Below are 18345 nucleotides of genomic sequence, written 5' to 3' on the forward strand. Positions count from 1 at the left end.
AGCACCACTCATGGGCACTCCCTCGTCCCCCGTCGTGTCACCCCCTAGCCGCCGGCAGCTTCTCGTCGGTGCAGGGGCCGCTGCCGCGATCGGCTTGACCGCCACCCGCGCGTCCGCAAGCGCCCTCGGCGTACCGGCATACGTGCCGTCGACCGTTGCCGGCGCCGCGGAGCTGTCGCGCCTGCGCACCTGGGCCGTCGATACCTGGCACAGCCTCGTCGCCATGACCGACCGGACTACGGGACTCCCGGCGGACAACATCCCCGAGTCCTTGGCTACCGCCGATCGGTCGGCATACACCTCGCCCACCAACATCGGCGGCTACCTGTGGTCGACCGTCGTTGCTCGCGAGCTCGGGATCATCACCAACGGCGAGTGCACCAGCAGGCTGCTGCGCACGTTGCACACGCTCCTGCGGATGCAGCACCACCAGCCGAGCGGCATGTACTACAACTGGTACGACGAGTCGACCGGCGACGTCATCACGACCTGGCCCACGAGCGGCGACCGCGTCTACCCCTTCCTCTCCAGCGTCGACAACGGCTGGCTCGGTGCCGCGCTCCGGGTGGTCATGAGTGCCAACGCCGGCGCAGCCCCGCTGGCTCGACGCATCTTCGGCCGCATGCGCTGGGACATGTTCTACGACACCAACGCTCCCTTGAAGCCGGGCCTGATCCACGGCGGCTTCTACGACGCCCCGCCGCCCCCCGGCTTCTCAGGGTTCACCGGCAACCACATCGGGGTCGGGCCTGACGTCTGGTACACCAACCACCACTACGACACGACCGTGTCGGAGACCCGGATCACCAGCTATCTCGGGATCATCACAGGACAGATACCAGGCGCGCAGTACTTCGCGATGTGGCGCACCTTCCCCGCCACCTGCGACTGGGACTGGCAGGAGATGCAGCCCGTCGGGGAGAACCGGACCTATCTAGGCGTCAACGTCTACGAGGGCGCCTACACCTACCGGGGCATGCACATCGTGCCGGGCTGGGGTGGCAGCATGTTCGAGGAGCTCATGCCGGACATGTTCGTCCCGGAGTCGAGCTGGGCGCCCAGGTCGTGGGGGCTCAACCACCCTCTGCACGTCCGTGCGCAGCGCGAGCACGGGCTCATCGACGCGGGCTACGGCTACTGGGGCTTCTCGCCGTGCAGCAACCCCGCCGGCGGATACCGTGAGTACGGCGTGGACGCGCTCGGACTGGCCCCCGGGGACCATCCAGGCGAGTCGGGCTACGGGTACTTCTCCGACCAGGAGATGACCAACTACGACGTGGGGTTCGGCACCTGTCGCCCCGCCACGAACCCCACACCTCACTACGGCAACGGCGTCGTCACGCCACACGCCTCGTTCCTGGCCATGATGCACGAGCCGCAGCAGGCCTATGCCAACCTGGTCGGCATCCAGGACGACCTCAAGGCGTACGGGACCGGTGGGTTCTTCGACGCCGCGACCGTGCACTCCGGCGAGATCGCCCGACGCTACCTTTCGCTCGACCAGGCCATGGTGATGGGATCTATCGGCAACGTGATGGCAGACAACGTGGTTCGGCGTGCCTTCAGCACGCCGGCCGTGGAGCGGGCGCTTCGGCCTGTGATCGGCATCGAGGAGTTCGGGGCGGGACTGGCGTGACGCGCGCGTCGTTCAGCATCAGCGAGGAGGGTGTCGCCTACCGCGACCTCAACGGCAACGGACAGATGGATCCCTACGAGGATCCGCGACTGTCCATCGAGGAGCGGGTCAAGGACCTGTTGGGCAGGCTCTCCTTGGCGGAGAAGGTCGGCCTGATGTTCCATACGGTCATCGAGGCGGCTGCCGATGGCACCGTGAAGGAGGCGGCGGGTGCGATCAGCAAGTCACCCACCAGTGATGTCGTCCTGCACAAGTACCTGAACCACTTCAACGTCCATGAGCTCGGTGACGCCCGGCTCGCGGCCCGCTGGCACAACGCCCTGCAGGCCTTGGCCGAGCAGACGCCACACGGCATACCCGTCACCGTCTCGACCGACCCTCGGCACGGCTTCGTCGACAACGCCGGCGCATCGTTCGCCGCGCGGTCGTTCTCCCAGTGGCCGGAGGCACTGGGACTGGCGGCGCTGCGGGACCCTGCCGTCGTGCGGGAGTTCGCAGACATGGCTCGCCAGGAGTACTGCGCAGTCGGCATCCGGGCGGCTCTGCATCCGACGCTGGACCTCGCCACCGAGCCTCGGTGGGCACGTCAGGCCGGCACCTTCGGGCAGGACCCCGACCTGGTCACCGAGCTGGGGGTGGCGTACCTCAAGGGCTTCCAGGGCGAGACCCTCGGTCCGGACAGCGTCGCGTGCACGAGCAAGCACTTCCCCGGTGGTGGCCCGCAGAAGGACGGCGAGGACGCGCACTTCCCGTACGGACGTGAGCAGGTCTACCCCGGCGGCCGCTTCGAGGACCACCTCAGGCCCTTCCCGGCGATCATCGAGGCCGGCACCGCCGGGATCATGCCGTACTACGGCATGCCCGTCGGGCTCGAGCTCGACGGTGAGCCGGTGGAGGAGGTCGGGTTCGGCTTCAACCGCCGCATCGTCACCACTCTGCTGCGCGAACAGCTGGGGTATGACGGCGTGGTGCTGACCGACTGGGAGCTGGTCAACGACAACCACGTCGGCGACCAGGTCCTTCCCGCGCGCGCGTGGGGGGTGGAGCACCTCGACGCTCACGCTCGGGTCGAGAAGATCCTCGAGGCCGGGGCCGACCAGTTCGGTGGCGAGGAGTGTGTGGAGACCCTCCTCGACCTCGTCGAACAGGGTCGGGTCGCCGAGAGCCGCATCGACGAGTCGGCCAGGCGGCTGCTCACGGTCAAGTTCCTGCTGGGCCTGTTCGACGACCCCTATGTCGACGAGGACGTGGCGGCGGCCACGGTCGGCAGGTCCGACTTCGTCGAGGCCGGCTTTGCCGCCCAGGCCCGATCGGTCACCGTGCTCCAGAACGGCCGGAACGGCCATGACGGCCAGACCGCCGGCAGCCCTGTGCTGCCGCTGAAGAGCGGCGCGCGCCTCTATGCCGAGAACCTCGACCCCGACCTGCTCGCGGGGCTCGACTGGGTCGGCGCGGTCGTCCCGCGCCCGCAGGACGCCGATGTCGCGCTCGTGCGCGTGCCGGCGCCCTTCGACCCGCGCAGTGACCTGTTCCTCGAGTCGTGGTTCCACCAGGGGTCCCTCGACTTCCGACCCGGACTGGTGGCGCGCCTGGCCCGGATCGCCGAGCACTGCCCGCTGGTCCTGGACGTGGCCCTCGACCGTCCGGCGGTCCTCACGCCCCTGCTGGGCTTTGCCAGCGCGGTGGTCGTGACCTACGGCACCAGTGACGCAGCGCTGCTCGCCGCGCTGCGGGGCGAGATCCTGCCCCGAGGTCAGCTTCCGTTCGACCTGCCCACGTCGATGGAGGCGGTGCGCCGCCACGCCGAGGATGTGCCCGGGTTCGCCGAGCCTCTGTTCGCGTTGGGCGCGGGGCTCCGGCTGGACGACTGACGCGCGCCCTACCGTTTGCCGCGCTGAGCCCTTATGTTTAGGCCGTGAACCCATCGCAGGCGGCTCCGGGCTCGCAGGCGTCCCTGCGTGAAGCCAACCGGCAGCGCGTTCTCGAGGCGCTGCGGGACCAGGGGGCCATGACCCAGGTCGAGATCGCGGGGTTCACGGGCCTGTCTCCTGCCACCGTCTCCAACATGGTCAAAGAGCTCGACAGCGCCGGTGTCGTCGACCTGGCCCCGAGCATCCGCAACGGCCGGCGGGCCACGCTCGTCTCGCTGACGACCGGCAGCACGCTGGTCGCGGGGATCGCCTTCGGGGACCGTGACGTGCGGGTGGCCCTGGGCACCGGACCGCGGGACGTCATCGGTCGCCAGCGGATGCCGCTCCCGGCCGACCACGCTGCCGACGAGGGCATGGACCGGGCGTCCCGGCTGCTCCTCGACCTCGTCGAGAAGGCCGGCAAGACGATGTCCGACGTCCGTGGCGTCGGCGTCGGGCTGCCCGGTCCGGTGGACAGCGTCTCCGGACAGGTGGGGAGCGAGGGCATCCTCCCCGGCTGGCGTGGCGTCGCGGTGGCGGACGAGATGGGCGGCCGCATCCAGGCACCCGTCCTCGTCGACAACACCGCGAACCTTGCGGCCTTGGGCGAGCTGAGATGCGGTGCACTGCAAGGGGTTCAGCATGGGGTCTATATCAAGCTCTCGCACGGTGTCGGGTCCGGGCTGATCCTCAACGGTGAGCTGTTCCGTGGGGCAGCCGGGACCGCCGGCGAGATCGGACACCTCACCATCGACGAGAACGGCCCGGTCTGCCGTTGTGGCAACCGCGGCTGCCTGGAGACGTACATCGGGGCGCGCGGTCTGCTCGAGGCGCTGGCAGCGTCCCACGGTCCGCTCAGCCTCCGTGATGTGATCAGCCACGCCCGCGCCGGGGACGCCGGGTGCCGCCGGGTGCTGGAGGATGCCGGACGCCATCTCGGCGTGGCCGTGGCCGGCCTCGTCAACCTCGTGAACCCCGAGGTGATCGTGCTCGGCGGCCAGCTCGCCAAGGTGGGTCCGATCATCACCACGCCGATGCGCGTCTCGCTGGAGCGCTGCGCCATACCGAGTGCCGCAGCCTCGGTCGTGGTGCGCTTCGGCCAGCTCGACACCGACGCGGACGTGGTGGGGGCACTGGTCGCCGCGACCACGCTCCTACCGGCGAGCGAGAGCGCCCTGGTTCTGAGCGCCTCCACTTCTTGAATTCAACTCTTGACGTCAAGGGGTCACCAGCGATTAACTCAGGTCACGGGCACCACAGGGGTTGCCAGTGTCTGACCAAGGGAGTTCAGCTATGCCCACCCGTTCCATTCGTCTCACCGGGGTCGCTCTCGTGGCTGGCCTTGGCATCGCCTCGCTTGCCGCCTGCGGCAGCAGCGGAAGCGGCTCTGGTTCGTCGTCATCCTCCAGCAGCTCCGGTGGCAACGGCGGCGGCAAGAAGATTGCCCTGCTGCTGCCCGAGTCCAAGACCACTCGCTACGAGACCTTCGACCGGCCGCTGTTCGAGGCCGCCGTCAAGAAGGACTGCGCCAGCTGCACGATCATCTACAGCAACGCCGACCAGGACGCGAGCAAGCAGCAGCAGCAGGCCGAGGCCGCGTTGACCCAGGGCGCCAACGTCCTGGTCCTCGACCCGGTCGACGGCAAGGCCGCCGCCTCCGTCGCTGCCAGCGCCAAGAGCCAGGGCGTGCCGGTCATCGCCTACGACCGCTTCATCGCCGGCGTGGACTACTACGTCTCCTTCGACAACGAGGCGGTGGGCAAGCTCCAGGCCCAGACCCTCGTCGACATCCTCAAGTCCAGCGGCAAGACCTCGGGCGACCTCGTCATGATCAACGGCTCGCCGACCGACCCCAACGCCGCGAGCTTCAAGAAGGGCGCGCACAGCGTCATCGACACCAGCGGCTTCAAGGTCGCGGCCGAGTACGACACCCCCGACTGGAGCCCCGACAAGGCGCAGTCCTGGATGGAGGGCCAGATCTCGGCCGTCAAGGGCAAGCTCGTCGGTGTGTATGCCGCGAACGACGGCACCGCCGGTGGCGCCATCGCCGCGCTGAAGGCCGGCGGCGTCAACCCGGTGCCGCCCGTGACCGGTCAGGACTCCGAGATCACGGCCATCCAGCGGATTCTGTCCGGTGACCAGGCCATGACGATCTACAAGCCGATCCCGCCGGAGGCCGAGGCCGCCGCCAAGGCTGCCATCGCCCTCGCCAACAAGCAGAAGCCCGCTTCGACCATGGACACCCAGGGCGTCCCCTCGACGATCCTCACCCCGATCGCCGTGACCAAGGACAAGATCAAGGACACCATCGTCAAGGACGGCGTCTACAAGGTCGCCGACATCTGCTCCGGGTCTTTCGCCGCCGCGTGCGCGAAGGCAGGCTTGAGCTGACACCGTCCGCGGGCGGGAGGAGCCACGCACCACTCGGCTCCTCCCGCCCGCGGAACCACCCGCACCACCCGCACCACCCGCACCACCCGGCATACCGCACCACCAGGCTCCCACCAGCGCTGTGAAGGACGACGATGACCGCCACCCTCTCCCCGTCGACAACGGCCGCGTTGTCGCTCACGGGTGTCTCCAAGCGCTTCGGCGCGGTGCAGGCACTCAAGGACATCGAGTTCGACGTCCACCAGGGCGAGGTCGTGGCCCTCGTCGGTGACAACGGCGCCGGCAAGTCGACCCTCGTCAAGACCATCGCGGGCGTCTACACCCCCGACGAGGGCACCATGACGTTCGACGGCAAGGCCGCCACGGTGAGCAGCCCGGCCGAGGCTCAGCACCTCGGCGTCGCGACGGTGTTCCAGGACCTCGCGCTCTGCGACAACCTCGACGTCGTGGCCAACCTCTTCCTCGGCCGCGAGCTCTATCTGGGACGCGCGCTCGACGAGGTGACCATGGAGCAGGAGTCCTGGCGCCTGCTGCGCCAGCTCAGCGCCAAGATCCCCTCGGTCCGCATCCCGGTGGCCAGCCTCTCCGGTGGGCAGCGACAGACCGTGGCCATCGCGCGTTCGCTGCTCGGTGAGCCGAAGGTCGTCATGCTCGACGAGCCGACCGCAGCGCTGGGCGTGGCCCAGACCGCCGAGGTGCTCAACCTCGTCGAGCGGCTGCGCGAGAACGGCCTCGGGGTCATCCTCATCAGCCACAACATGTCCGACGTCATGGCCGTTGCCGACCGGGTCAGCGTCCTGCGCCTGGGTCGCAACAACGGGACGTTCAACGTCGGCCAGACCACCAGCCAGGAGATCATCGCCGCCATCACCGGCGCGACGACCAACGCCGTCTCGGAGCGGGCCTCGCGCCGCTCGGCGCAGGAGGAGCAGTCATGAGTGGGTCCACCCCGACGCCGGAGGCGCAGCAGGGCGACGTGACCGCGGCGCTGCCGTCCGACCTCCAGGACGAGCGGCTCATCGCCTCGCAGGGCGTGGGTGGCTTCCTGCGCGTCTTCCTCTCGCGGCTGCGCAGCGGAGACCTCGGCTCGTTGCCGGTCGTCGTGGGACTGGTCGTCATCTGGGGTGTCTTCCAGTGGCAGAACAACGCGTTCCTGTCCAGCCGTAACCTCGTCAACCTCACGCAGCAGAGCGCAGCCACCGGGACCATCGCCCTCGGCATCGTGCTCGTCCTGCTGCTCGGCGAGATCGACCTGTCGGTGGGCTCGATCAGCGGTCTGTCCGCGGCCATCCTCGCCGTCGGCTTCGTCAACCACGGGTGGGCGCTGCCGCTGGCCATCGTCGTGTCCCTGCTCGCGGGCGCCCTCGTCGGCGCGCTGTACGGGTTGCTCTACACCCGGTTCGGGGTCCCCAGCTTCGTCATCACCCTGGCGGGCCTCCTCGGCTTCCTGGGCCTGCAGCTCAAGGTCCTCGGCCAGGAGGGGTCGATCAACATCCCGTTCGACTCCGGCTTGGTGAAGTTCGCGCAGGCCAGCTTCCTGTCGCCCGTCGAGTCCTACCTCGTCATCCTCGTCGTGGTGGTCGTGTATGCCGCGACGCGCCTACGAGCGAACCAGCGTCGCGACGCGGCTGGGCTGTCCACCACCCCGACCCTCACCATCGCCATCCGGGCGGTCGCGCTGGCCGTCCTGCTGCTCGTGCCGATCTACGTGCTCAACCTGGACCGCGGCGTCTCGCAGATGTTCCTGCTGTTCGTGCTGCTGGTGGTCGTCACCGACTTCCTCATCCGCCGCACCCGGTGGGGACGCTCGGTCCTGGCCATCGGTGGCAACGTCGAGGCCGCCCGTCGCGCCGGCATCAACGTCAGGCGCGTCTATGTCAGCGTCTTCGTGTTCACCTCGACGCTCGCGGCCCTCGGCGGCCTGCTCGCGGCCGGGCGCCTCGCGGCGGCGAACCAGAGCAGTGGTGGTGGCGACGTCAACCTCAACGCCATCGCGGCCGCGGTGATCGGTGGCACCTCGCTGTTCGGTGGTCGCGGGACGGCCTACTCCGCGCTGCTGGGCATCCTGGTGATCCAGTCGATCTCGAACGGGCTCAGCCTGGTCAACCTCGGGTCCCCGGAGCGCTACATGATCACCGGTGGCGTGCTGCTGCTGGCCGTGATCGTCGACTCCCTCAGCCGCCGGAGCCGGGCCGCTCACGGTCGCGCCTGACGGGCCGCCCCCCTCGAGCTAGGGCGAGGGGGCAGGCACTCGCTCGGTCGTGGGACCGAGCGTGGCGGAGCAGGTGCGCGCGGGTACGGCCGCGCCCGTACCACCACCTGTCCCCGCGGCCGGCGCGGTGGCTGGGGGCGGCTGCACCTCGATCCGGGAGCCGTTGACCAGCGTGACGTCGTCGTAGGCCGGGCGGCCCTCGATGACGTTGCGGAACTGGTAGCGGGTGAGTGCCGTCAGCCGGCAGTCCTCGCCGAACGTCGCGATGTCGAACGCCGACGGCTGGCCGGTGAGCTCGCCGCCACCCGGCTCGGTGATGAAGTGGCTGAACGGGCCGCCGCCGGTGAACGTCCCGACTCCGATTCGCGTGCCGTCGAGCTCGGCGATGTGCATGTGCCCGTTGACTCGGATGCCGGCCATAGTCACATCCTCGGCTGCCGCCGGCTCATGGGCCACGACGATGTCGGGCACCGGACGGTCCGCCATGGCCGTGTTGAAACGGTCGGCCGCGGGCTTCTGCTTGGCGGCGTTGTCCTGGTTGTCGTCGCCGAACCAGCGGGGGTCGTTGAACCCGGCGATGCGGATGCCATGGATCGCCTCGACGGTGTAGGTCGACGCGTCGGGCTCGAGGAGCACGACGTTGGGCACCGTCGCCAGCTTGTCCAGCAGCCCGTGGTCGGTCGCGGACCGCGCGTCGTGGTTGCCCTTGACGAACAGGTACGGCACGCCGAGCGACCGGATGCCCTGGAACATCCCAGCCGCCTGGGCCTCGGCCGCGCTGCCGAAGTTGACGAGGTCGCCGGAGTCGATGACCGCGTCGATGTGCTCCTGCTGGACGATCGTGCGCATCAGGGGGTACTGGTTCGCTCCGTGCACGTCCGAGACGAGCAGGAACCGTGCGGCGGTGGGGGTGTTGAGCACCTGGGGGCGGTACTTGTCCTGCAGCGCTGCCGAGAGCGCCAGCAGGTTCGTGAGGTACGGCGTGGTCTCCTGGGCCCTGGTCTCGACGCCGGCGAGGAGCTCGGGGGTGCGCTGCACGGCACCGAGCAGCCCGGTCGTCGTGAAGCGGTCGAGGCGGTCCGGCTGGTACGTCAGCGCCAGCACACCGAAGGTCGCGACACATGAGGCGACCCACACCGCGGCGACCACCGCCGCCGCCGTAGCGCCCAGGCGCCGGTGCCGCCACCCGGCATACGCCATGAGGAAGAGCAGGGCGACGCACAGCGAACCGATGGCGAAGCGCCAGCCCAGGCCGATCACGGCGTCCCGCGCGGCGTGCTCGAGCTCGAGCGGACCCGGCTCGAGGGAGCTGACAGTGATCCCCGGTCGCGAGAGCAGGTCGGTGATGCGCTCCTTGACCTGCACCTGAGCCAGCACGCCGGGGGCAGGGACGGGACCCGCGAAGCTCACCCGGATGGTGCCGAACACTGTGGGACTCTGGAGCGCGCTCAGGTCCGCCGGGCTGATCGACAGGTGCAGGCTGGCCGCGTAGTTCAGGGTGTCGGCCGTGCTGGGGAACAGCGTCGTGGCCGCCACGCCGCCGGAGTTGCAGGCCACGAAGAGCACGACGAGCCCCACTCCCCGCATGAGCCAGCGGAGGACCCTGGGCACGCCACGCCTGTGAGGTGGGCTCTGCACAGGCTCGCTCACCCGTCCACCGTAGCGGGGCGGGCGTCGTGGTCCGGCTTGTCCCGGCCCGGTCGCGCAGTCCACCTACGCTGGCCCGTATGCCGTGGACCCTGGGAACGTTGGAGAGCCGGCCGTTCGCAGCCGTCCTGTTCGACATGGACGGAACCCTCATCGACTCCATACCCACCGTCGTGCGCAGCTGGCTGCGGTGGGCGAAGGAGGAGGACGTCGACCCCCGCCGGCTCGCCGGCTTCCACGGGGTGCCGGCCCGGGGCATCGCCGAGCGGCTGCTCCCGCCCGAGCGCGTGGACGCGGCGGTCGCTCGGATCGAGGCGATCGAGGTCGCCGACGTCGAGGGGATCACCGTGCTGCCCGGCGCGCTCGACGCCTTGGACGCGCTGGGAGCCTCGGGGGCCTCGGGGGCCGTGCACCGCTGCGCGATCGCCACGTCCTGCACCGCACCCCTGGCCGAGGCGCGGATTGCGGCGACCGGGCTCCCGGTGCCACCCGTGGTGGTGACGGCCAGCGATGTCACCCGCGGAAAGCCGCACCCCGAGCCCTTCCTCCTGGCGGCGGCCAGGCTAGGAGTGGATCCGACCGACTGTCTCGTCGTGGAGGACGCCCCGGGTGGTCTGGAGGCGGCCCGGGCCGCCGGCTGCTGCACGCTGGCCGTGGCCACGACGACCACCCCCGCCGACCTCATCGCCGACGCCGTGGTCGAGAACCTGGCGGCGGTGTCCTTCGTGGTGGTGGACGGTCAGGTCTGGCTGCACGGGGTTACCGACCGGTAGGTTCCTGTCATGGACGCTGACGTCATCGTGGTCGGAGCAGGGCTGTCCGGGCTGGTCGCCACTGCGGAGCTCGCGGATGCGGGGAGACGCGTCCTCGTGGTCGACCAGGAGAGCGCTGCCAACCTGGGCGGTCAGGCGCACTGGTCGTTCGGCGGCCTGTTCTTCGTCGACAGCCCCGAGCAGCGGCGGATGGGCGTCAAGGACTCACCCGAGCTCGCGTGGCAGGACTGGCAGGGGACGGCGGGGTTCGACCGGTTGGACGACGAGGACCGCTGGCCGGTGCAATGGGCGCGTGCCTACGTGGACTTCGCCTCGGGGGAGAAGCGGTCCTGGCTACGCGCGCAGGGGATGCGGTTCTTTCCCGTCGTCGGGTGGGCCGAGCGGGGCGACGGGACGGCGTCAGGTCATGGCAACTCCGTCCCGCGGTTCCACATCACCTGGGGGACCGGGCCCGGGGTGCTCGAGCCGTTCCTGCGCCGGGTCGCCGAGCATGTCGCCGCGGGCCGGGTGGAGGTCCGGCATCGGCACCGCGTCGACGAGCTGGTGACCGTCGACGGGACCGTGACCGGCGTCCGTGGGGCGCTGCTCGCGCCCGATCCCGCCGACCGTGGACGGCCCACGAACCGCTCCCCCGTCGGCGAGTTCGAGCTCACTGCCCAGGCTGTCGTCGTCACGAGTGGCGGCATCGGGGCCAACCACGACCTGGTCCGCCAGAACTGGCCGCGGCGGCTCGGTCGCGCCCCGGAGCGCCTGATCACCGGTGTGCCGGCCTATGTCGACGGTCGGATGCTGGCCATCACCGAGCAGGCAGGCGGCCGCATCGTCAACCGCGACCGCATGTGGCACTACGTCGAGGGCATCCAGAACTGGGACCCGATCTGGCCGGACCACGCCATCCGGATCCTGCCTGGCCCCAGCTCGCTGTGGTTCGACGGGAACGGCGACCGGCTGCCGCCACCACTGTTCCCGGGCTTCGACACCCTCGGCACGCTCGCTCATCTGCGGCAGACCGGGCACGACCACAGCTGGTTCGTGCTGACCGCCAAGATCATCGGCAAGGAGTTCGCCCTGTCGGGGTCCGAGCAGAACCCCGATCTCACCGGCAGGTCGGTGCGCCAGGTGCTCGGCCGGGCCCGCACCGACATCCCCGGTCCGGTCCGGGCCTTCCTCGACAGGGGCGCCGACTTCGTGTCGGCGGCGACGCTGCCCGAGCTCGTGGCCAAGATGAACGCGCTCACGCCCGAGGCTCCGCTCGACCTGGCCCACCTCGAGCGGCAGATCGTCGAGCGCGACCGCCAGCTGGCCAACCCCTTCGGCAAGGACGCGCAGGTCACCGCCCTGCGTGGGACCCGCAGCTTCCGTGGCGACCGGCTGATCCGTACCGCGCGCCCGCACCGGATCCTCGACCCGGCGGCAGGCCCGCTCATCGCGGTACGCCTGCACGTGCTCACCCGCAAGACGCTCGGCGGTCTGGAGACGGACCTGTCCTCGCGTGTGCTGTCGGCCTCGGGGGACCCGGTGCCCGGACTGTATGCCGCGGGTGAGGTCGCCGGGTTCGGTGGCGGAGGCATGCACGGCTACCGGGCCCTGGAGGGCACCTTTCTGGGCGGGTGCATCTTCTCGGGCCGAGCAGCCGGTCGGGCCGCAGCCGCTGCCGTCAGCTGAGCACCCCCGGTTCACCTCCCCCCACAGGTGAGGAGTGGTGGCTCAGAGGTATTGGCCGGTCGGTCCGCCCTGGTGGTCGGCCGGCCCACCCGGCATACCGGGCATCCCGCCAGGGACGCCCTCGGGCACGTGCCCCGGAGGCAAGGCCCGTCGCATCTGCGCGAGCTGTTGCTGGGCCGCCATCTGCTGGGCGAACAAGGCGGTCTGTATGCCGTGGAAGAGCCCCTCGAGCCACCCGACGAGCTGTGCTTGGGCGATGCGCAGCTCGGCGTCCGTGGGGGCGTGGTCCTCGTTGAAGGGCAACGCGATTCGCTCGAGCTCTTCGATGAGCTCCGGGGCAAGGCCGTCCTCGAGCTCCTTGATCGAGCGCCGGTGGATCTCGGCGAGCCGCGCGCGACCCGCGTCGTCCAGAGGAGCGTTGCGGACCTCCTCGAGCAGCTGTTTGATCATCGAGCCGATCCGCATCACCTTGGCGGGCTGCTCGACGAGGTCCGCCGGGTTCGTGCGGCCGTTCTCGTCGTCCTGGTGCGGTGCGACGCCCATGCCGTCCTGGGTGACGACGACCACGCGCTGCTGGTCCCGGCCTGCCTCGTCCTGTGGGTGCTCGGTCATGCGACCCATCCTGCTACAGCCCCGGCCGGGCGCGCAGGCGGCGTCGGCCTCAGGAACCGGTGGACTCTGCGCCGACCGTGAGCAGGATCTTGCCGATGTGCCCGCTCGCCTCCAGCTCGCGGTGCGCCTCGGCCGCCTGCGCGAGGGGATGCCGAGCGTGGACGATGGGCTTGACCCTGCCCGACTCGATGAGGGGCCAGACGTGCTCGCGCACGGCCGCGACGATCGCTGCCTTCTCGCCTGCCGGTCGCGCCCGCAGCGAGGTGGCGATGACTGCGCCCCGCTTGCGCAGCAGCTGACCGAGGTCGAGCTCGGCCTTGGCGCCACCCTGCAGCCCGATGACGACCAGCCGGCCGTTGACAGCAAGGGCTTCGACGTTGCGGGCGAGGTACTTCGCACCCATGTTGTCCAGGATCACGTCGGCCCCGGCGCCGGCGGTGGCCTCCTTGATCTCGGCCACGAAGTCCTGCTCGCGGTAGTTCACGAGGATCTCGGCCCCGAGCTCTCGGCAGACCTCGAGCTTCTCGGCCGAGCCGGCGGTGACGGCCACCCGCGCGCCCACCTCGCGGGCCAGCTGGATCGCCATGGTCCCGATGCCCGACGATCCGCCATGGACCAGCAGGGTCTGGCCGGGCAGGAGGTTCGCGGTCATGAACACGTTGGACCAGACCGTGCTGACGACCTCGGGCAGGGCGGCGGCGTCCTCGAGCGACACGCCCCGCGGCACGGGGAGCACCTGGGCCGCCGCGACGCACACCTGCTCGGCATATCCACCTCCCGCCAGCAGCGCGCAGACCTGGTCGCCGACGGACCAGCCGTCCACCTCGGCGCCGATGGCGTCGATGGTGCCGCTGACCTCGAGACCGGGATACTCCGGCTCACCCGGCGGCGGCGGGTAGAGGCCCATCCGCTGCATCACGTCGGCGCGGTTCACCCCGGCCGCCGCCACCCGGATGCGGACCTGGCCTGCCGTCGGCTCGGGGGCGCTGACCTCGGCCAGGACCAACGCAGACGGGTCTCCGGGCTGGGGGATCGTGATCGCCTTCATCCCTCGACCCTATGCCGCGCGCTTCGCAGGTCCTCACGGGTGTCGATGTCGAGGGCTGCGCGGCCGTCCGTCGGCACGCCGGCGTGGACGAGTGCGTCGACCACCCGCATCAGGGCAACCCCTGTGGGTGGGTCCGGGACGGCTCGGCGCAGCGCCTCTGTCCGGTATGCCGCGAGCAGCGGCTGCGTGCGCCCCTGCGGGTCCCGACCCACCACGGCGTCGACGGCCGGGTCGGCGAGCAGAGCTGCCACGAGGGCGGTGGCTGCGGGCGCGGCATACGGCATGTCCCCGCCCAGCACGACGACCACAGGGCCGCCCACCCCAGCCAGACCGGCGGCCAGGGCCGCCACAGGCCCGCCACCGGGTGGCTCCTCGCAGACCCAGGTGACGGGGGCAACCGTCGGTCGCTCAGGGCCCACGCAGACCACCGGCCACGATGGTGGCAGCTGTCCGACCACATGGTCCAGCACCGGCACGCCGTCGATGAGGGCCTGCGTCTTGTCGCCGCCGAACCGTCGCCCGGTGCCGCCACAGAGCACCACCGCGGTGACGCCCACCGCGGTGACCTCGGCGTTCATGGGCGGTCTCGCGGTGCCGGCCGGCCGCCCAGCCGGGCCGTGAGTGTCTGCGCCGTCCGAGTGACGGCCTGCGCGAGGCGGACGCGTTCGTCGGCGTCGACCTGGTCAGTGGGGAACGTCACCGCCACTCCGGCGACCGGGTGTCCGGTGTGGTCGAAGGCCGCATGGGCGACGGAGGACAGGCCCGCGCTGATGCTGCCGTCCTCGACGGCGTGGCCGCGGTTGCGGACGTCGGTGAGCTGACGGCGCAGCTCGCTGACGGAGACCGCTCCGACGCCATCGCGCTGGATCAGGCTGTCCCGGTTGGGGAACAGCGCGCGCAGCTGGGCCGGGGAGAGCTCGGCGAGCATCGCCATCCCGCTGGCCGTCAGCGAGGCGGGCAACCTGACCCCGACGTCGGTGACGAGCAGGGGCCGGCCGGGCGCGCGCTCCTCGATCACGTAGAGCACGTCGCGTCCGTGCAGCACGGCCAGGTGGGCGTTGTGCGTTGTGGTGTCGACGAGGCGGCCGAGCAGAGGGCGGGCGATGCGCTGCAGAGGCGCCTGTCGCTGGTACGCGGACCCGAGCTCGAACGCGGCCACCCCCAGGCCGTATCGCCGCTCCTCGGCGAGGTGGGTCACGTAGCCGTGGTCCCGCAGGACACCGAGCAGGTGGTAGGTCGTCGACCGCGGCAGCCCGAGGTCGCGGGCGATGGCGCCGGCAGGCAGGGGTTCGGTGTGCCGGGCCAGCAGGCTCAGGAGCGACAGCGCCTGACCGGCTGCGGGTGCGTTGGCCATGACCGTATGGTCTCAGATGCGAGACGGTATGCCGCCCTCGCCAGGTTCGCGGACGGCATACCTCCGCTCCAATGGAGGGATGACGCAGAGCATTGCCACCACGCACACCGTCACCGTCGGTACGGGTCCGGTCTCCTTCGACGACGTCGTGGCCGTCGCCCGGCACGGCGCCGCGGTGGTGATCGCCGAGGAGTCCCTCGCCGAGGTGCGCCGGACGCGGTCGGTCATCGAGGCGCTGGCCGACGACGTGATCCCGCACTACGGCGTGTCCACCGGATTCGGCGCACTCGCCACCCGCCACATCCCCGTCGAGCTACGCGCCCAGCTGCAGCGCTCACTGGTGCGCTCGCATGCGGCGGGCTCCGGCCCCGAGGTCGAGCGCGAGGTCGTGCGGGCGCTCATGCTGCTGCGCATCTCGACGCTCGCCACCGGCCGCACCGGCATCCGCGAAGAGACCCTGCAGACCTATGTGGCGATGCTCAACGCCGGCATCACCCCGGTGGTGCACGAGTACGGCTCCCTGGGCTGCTCGGGCGACCTCGCCCCTCTGTCGCACTGTGCCCTGGCGCTGATGGGCGAGGGTGTCGTCCGTGACGTCCTCGGTGAGCGGATGGCCACGGCGGAGGCGTTCGCCGCCGCCGGCATCACCCCGGTCGAGCTGCGCGAGAAGGAGGGCCTGGCCCTCATCAACGGGACCGACGGCATGCTCGGCCAGCTCGTCCTGGCCATCACCGACCTGCGGGCCCTGCTCACCGTCGCTGACATCACTGCGGCCATGAGCGTCGAGGGCCAGCTGGGCACCGACGACGTGTTCGCCGCCGACCTCCACGCGCTGCGTCCGCAGCCGGGGCAGGCCAAGTCGGCCGAGAACCTGCGAAACCTCATGCGCGACAGCGGCATTCGCGAGAGCCATCGCGACCCCGAGGCCTGCACCCGTGTCCAGGATGCGTACTCGCTGCGCTGCTCCCCGCAGGTGGCGGGGGCGGTCCGCGACACGGTGGAGTATGCCGCTCAGGTCGCCGGCTTCGAGCTCGCCTCGGCGGTCGACAACCCGGTCGTGACCCCTGACGGGCGCGTCGAGTCCAACGGCAACTTCCACGGTGCACCCGTGGCCTACGTGCTGGACTTCCTCGCCATCGTCGCGGCTGACCTCGCGTCGATCAGCGAGCGCCGCACCGACCGGTTCCTCGACGTCACCCGCAGCCACGGGCTCAACGCGTTCCTCGCCGACGACCCGGGCGTCGACAGCGGTCACATGATCGCCCAGTACACCCAGGCGGCGATCGTGTCGGAGATGAAGCGGCTGGCCGCACCGGCATCGGTCGACTCGATCCCGTCGAGTGCGATGCAGGAGGACCACGTCTCCATGGGGTGGTCCGCGGCCCGCAAGCTGCGCAGGTCGGTCGACGGCCTGACCCGCGTGCTGGCCGTCGAGCTGCTCACCGCGGCTCGGGCGCTCGACCTCCGGGCGCCGCTCGAGCCGGCGCCGGCCACCGCTGCCGTCGTCCGCGCGCTGCGCGAGGCGGGTGCACCGGCGCCGGGGACCGACCGGTTCCTGGCGCCCGAGATCGAGACGGCCGTGCAGCTCGTCGCCAGCGGCGCGGTCGTCAGCGCCGCCGAAGCCGTCACGGGCCCCCTCAGCTGAACCACCCGGCATACAACCAGACCCACTGAAGGAGAACAGAGATGGAAGGCGCACGCCCCGTCCGCGCTCCCCGCGGCACGCAGCTCACCGCACAGCACTGGGGAGCCGAGGCCCCCCTGCGGATGCTCATGAACAACCTGGACCCCGAGAACGCGGAACGCCCTGACGACCTCGTCGTCTACGGCGGTACGGGACGCGCCGCGCGCGACTGGAAGTCGTTCGACGCGATGGTGCGCACCCTCACGACCCTCAAGCAGGACGAGACGATGCTCGTCCAGAGCGGCCGTCCGGTCGGCGTCATGCAGACCCACGAGTGGGCGCCTCGCGTCCTCATCGCCAACTCCAACCTGGTGCCCGACTGGGCCACCTGGCCTGAGTTCCGCCGTCTCGAGCAGCTCGGCCTGACGATGTACGGCCAGATGACGGCCGGCTCCTGGATCTACATCGGCACCCAGGGCATCGTCCAGGGGACGTACGAGACGTTCGCGGCCGTCGCCGAGAAGCGGTTCGGCGGCACCCTGGCCGGCACCCTGACGCTGACCGGCGGCTGCGGCGGGATGGGCGGCGCGCAGCCGCTCGCGGTCACCCTGAACGACGGCGTCTGCCTGATCGTCGACGTCGACCGGACCCGGCTGCAGCGTCGGGCCGACCACCGCTATCTGGACGAGATCGCCGCCGACCTCGACACCGCGGTCGAGAAGGCTCTGCAGGCCAAGGCCGACCGCAAGGCGTGGTCGATCGGGCTGGTCGGCAACTGCGCGGAGATCTTCCCCGAGCTGCTGCGCCGCGGGGTCCCGATCGACATCGTCACCGACCAGACCAGCGCCCACGATCCGCTGTCCTATCTGCCCGAGGACATCGCGTTGGAGGAGTGGGCCGACCTCGCCGAGTCCAAGCCCGAGGAGTTCACCGATCGGGCTCGCGCGTCGATGGCCAAGCACGTGCGGGCGATGGTGGAGTTCCAAGACGCCGGCGCCGAGGTGTTCGACTACGGCAACTCGATCCGTGACGAGGCACGCCAAGGCGGTTACGAACGTGCGTTCGAGTTCCCCGGCTTCGTCCCGGCCTACATCCGGCCGTTGTTCTGCGAGGGCAAGGGTCCGTTCCGGTGGGCCGCGCTGTCCGGCGATCCGAAGGACATCGCCGCGACCGACAAGGCCGTGATGGATCTCTTCCCCGACAACGATCGGCTGCAGAAATGGATGCGCGGCGCACAGGAGCGGATCGCGTTCCAGGGGCTGCCGGCTCGGATCTGCTGGCTGGGCTACGGCGAGCGGGACAAGGCCGGTCTGGCGTTCAACGACCTGGTCGCCCGCGGCGTGGTGTCGGCGCCGATCGTCATCGGTCGTGATCATCTGGACTGCGGTTCGGTCGCCTCGCCCTACCGGGAGACCGAATCGATGGCCGACGGTTCCGACGCGATCGCCGACTGGCCGCTGCTGAATGCGTTGA

The 18345-nt window shown here is 70.6% G+C and carries 15 protein-coding genes; 10 read left to right on the plus strand and 5 right to left on the minus strand.

Features of this window, described 5'->3' with window-relative positions; translation table 11 throughout:
* Positions 1–10 precede the first annotated feature (10 nt).
* The 6 genes from VGN50_RS10385 (at position 11) to VGN50_RS10410 (ending at position 8149) form a co-directional block, all read left to right on the plus strand.
* Positions 11–1636, plus strand: a complete 1626-nt coding sequence (locus VGN50_RS10385; protein ID WP_327444688.1) for a glucoamylase family protein — start codon at positions 11–13, stop codon at positions 1634–1636.
* On the plus strand, positions 1633–3507 hold the full coding sequence (locus tag VGN50_RS10390; protein WP_327444689.1) for a glycoside hydrolase family 3 protein: 1875 nt from the start codon (positions 1633–1635) through the stop codon (positions 3505–3507). Before VGN50_RS10385 ends, VGN50_RS10390 begins: the two co-directional genes overlap by 4 nt.
* A gap of 44 nt (positions 3508–3551) precedes the next feature.
* Entirely contained in the window at positions 3552–4748 is a 1197-nt protein-coding gene (locus VGN50_RS10395) for an ROK family transcriptional regulator (protein ID WP_327444690.1), read from the plus strand.
* Positions 4749–4839: 91 nt separating this feature from the next.
* Positions 4840–5937 carry a sugar ABC transporter substrate-binding protein gene (locus VGN50_RS10400; RefSeq protein ID WP_327444691.1) on the plus strand — a complete coding sequence of 366 codons (1098 nt, stop codon included), beginning with the start codon at positions 4840–4842 and terminating at the stop codon, positions 5935–5937.
* A 134-nt stretch (positions 5938–6071) separates the two neighbouring features.
* Positions 6072–6875: an ATP-binding cassette domain-containing protein gene (locus tag VGN50_RS10405; protein ID WP_327444692.1), complete on the plus strand. Its 804-nt coding sequence runs from the start codon at positions 6072–6074 to the stop codon at positions 6873–6875.
* Positions 6872–8149 carry a sugar ABC transporter permease gene (locus VGN50_RS10410; protein ID WP_327444693.1) on the plus strand — a complete coding sequence of 426 codons (1278 nt, stop codon included), beginning with the start codon at positions 6872–6874 and terminating at the stop codon, positions 8147–8149. The genes VGN50_RS10405 and VGN50_RS10410 overlap by 4 nt, the downstream gene beginning before the upstream one ends.
* An 18-nt stretch (positions 8150–8167) precedes the next feature.
* Here the strand turns inward: VGN50_RS10410 and VGN50_RS10415 are convergent, their stop codons facing one another.
* On the minus strand, positions 8168–9760 hold the full coding sequence (locus tag VGN50_RS10415) for a metallophosphoesterase (RefSeq protein ID WP_327444694.1): 1593 nt from the start codon (positions 9758–9760) through the stop codon (positions 8168–8170).
* Positions 9761–9876: 116 nt separating this feature from the next.
* Here VGN50_RS10415 and VGN50_RS10420 point away from each other — a divergent pair, with 116 nt between their 5' ends.
* Positions 9877–10569 (plus strand): HAD-IA family hydrolase, encoded by a 693-nt coding sequence (locus tag VGN50_RS10420; RefSeq protein ID WP_327444695.1) that lies wholly within the window; start codon positions 9877–9879, stop codon positions 10567–10569.
* A gap of 9 nt (positions 10570–10578) precedes the next feature.
* Positions 10579–12234, plus strand: a complete 1656-nt coding sequence (locus VGN50_RS10425; RefSeq protein WP_327444696.1) for an FAD-binding dehydrogenase — start codon at positions 10579–10581, stop codon at positions 12232–12234.
* Positions 12235–12276: 42 nt separating this feature from the next.
* Here VGN50_RS10425 and VGN50_RS10430 read toward each other — a convergent pair whose 3' ends face one another.
* From VGN50_RS10430 to VGN50_RS10445, 4 genes are read right to left on the minus strand one after another with little or no spacing between them, the layout of a single operon-like run.
* Positions 12277–12846: a bacterial proteasome activator family protein gene (locus VGN50_RS10430; protein WP_327444697.1), complete on the minus strand. Its 570-nt coding sequence runs from the start codon at positions 12844–12846 to the stop codon at positions 12277–12279.
* A gap of 49 nt (positions 12847–12895) precedes the next feature.
* Positions 12896–13894, minus strand: a complete 999-nt coding sequence (locus tag VGN50_RS10435; protein ID WP_327444698.1) for an NAD(P)H-quinone oxidoreductase — start codon at positions 13892–13894, stop codon at positions 12896–12898.
* Positions 13891–14472, minus strand: a complete 582-nt coding sequence (gene mobA, locus VGN50_RS10440; RefSeq protein ID WP_327444700.1) for a molybdenum cofactor guanylyltransferase — start codon at positions 14470–14472, stop codon at positions 13891–13893. Before mobA ends, VGN50_RS10435 begins: the two co-directional genes overlap by 4 nt.
* On the minus strand, positions 14469–15248 hold the full coding sequence (locus VGN50_RS10445; protein WP_327444701.1) for an IclR family transcriptional regulator: 780 nt from the start codon (positions 15246–15248) through the stop codon (positions 14469–14471). Before VGN50_RS10445 ends, mobA begins: the two co-directional genes overlap by 4 nt.
* A 79-nt stretch (positions 15249–15327) precedes the next feature.
* Between VGN50_RS10445 and hutH the strand changes: the two genes are divergently transcribed.
* Complete coding sequence (gene hutH / locus VGN50_RS10450) at positions 15328–16893, plus strand: histidine ammonia-lyase (protein WP_327444702.1); 1566 nt, start codon at positions 15328–15330, stop codon at positions 16891–16893.
* Between the two features lie 41 nt (positions 16894–16934).
* Positions 16935–18345 (plus strand): urocanate hydratase (locus VGN50_RS10455; protein ID WP_327444703.1); only part of this gene is annotated, 1411 nt, incomplete at its 3' end.

The organism is Pedococcus sp., assembly GCF_036000045.1.
Taxonomy (GTDB): domain Bacteria; phylum Actinomycetota; class Actinomycetes; order Actinomycetales; family Dermatophilaceae; genus Pedococcus.